Source organism: Alishewanella longhuensis (assembly GCF_014653435.1).
GTDB classification, from domain to species: domain Bacteria; phylum Pseudomonadota; class Gammaproteobacteria; order Enterobacterales; family Alteromonadaceae; genus Alishewanella; species Alishewanella longhuensis.
In genome coordinates this window covers 300,005-300,476 of record NZ_BNAO01000004.1, presented here as the reverse complement: position 1 = coordinate 300,476, position 472 = coordinate 300,005, and the positions used below count along the sequence as shown (strand labels likewise).

Here is a 472-nt window from a genome sequence, read left to right as displayed (position 1 = left end):
GTCATGATGGATTCGAACCATCGACCAACGGATTAAAAGTCCGCTGCTCTACCAGCTGAGCTAATGACCCAAACAGGATAACGCGAGAAGTGGTGGGTCATGATGGATTCGAACCATCGACCAACGGATTAAAAGTCCGCTGCTCTACCAGCTGAGCTAATGACCCAAACAGGGTAACACGAAGTGGTGGGTCATGATGGATTCGAACCATCGACCAACGGATTAAAAGTCCGCTGCTCTACCAGCTGAGCTAATGACCCAAACAGGGTAACACGAAGTGGTGGGTCATGATGGATTCGAACCATCGACCAACGGATTAAAAGTCCGCTGCTCTACCAGCTGAGCTAATGACCCAAACAGGGTAACACGAAGTGGTGGGTCATGATGGATTCGAACCATCGACCAACGGATTAAAAGTCCGCTGCTCTACCAGCTGAGCTAATGACCCACTTCGGTGTACTATGTTTGCGCG

Annotated in this window: 5 tRNA genes; all 5 read right to left on the bottom strand. The window is 50.0% G+C overall.

Annotated elements, in window-relative coordinates:
* The 5 genes from IE163_RS10485 to IE163_RS10465 all read right to left on the bottom strand — a co-directional run bounded on the left by IE163_RS10485 (position 1) and on the right by IE163_RS10465 (position 448).
* Positions 1 to 70: transfer RNA gene (locus IE163_RS10485), tRNA-Lys, on the bottom strand.
* A gap of 20 nt (positions 71 to 90) precedes the next feature.
* Positions 91 to 166, bottom strand: a tRNA-Lys gene (locus IE163_RS10480).
* Between the two features lie 18 nt (positions 167 to 184).
* A tRNA-Lys gene (locus IE163_RS10475) sits at positions 185 to 260 on the bottom strand.
* 18 nt (positions 261 to 278) lie between these two features.
* Positions 279 to 354: transfer RNA gene (locus IE163_RS10470), tRNA-Lys, on the bottom strand.
* Between the two features lie 18 nt (positions 355 to 372).
* Positions 373 to 448, bottom strand: a tRNA-Lys gene (locus IE163_RS10465).
* Positions 449 to 472 lie beyond the last annotated feature (24 nt).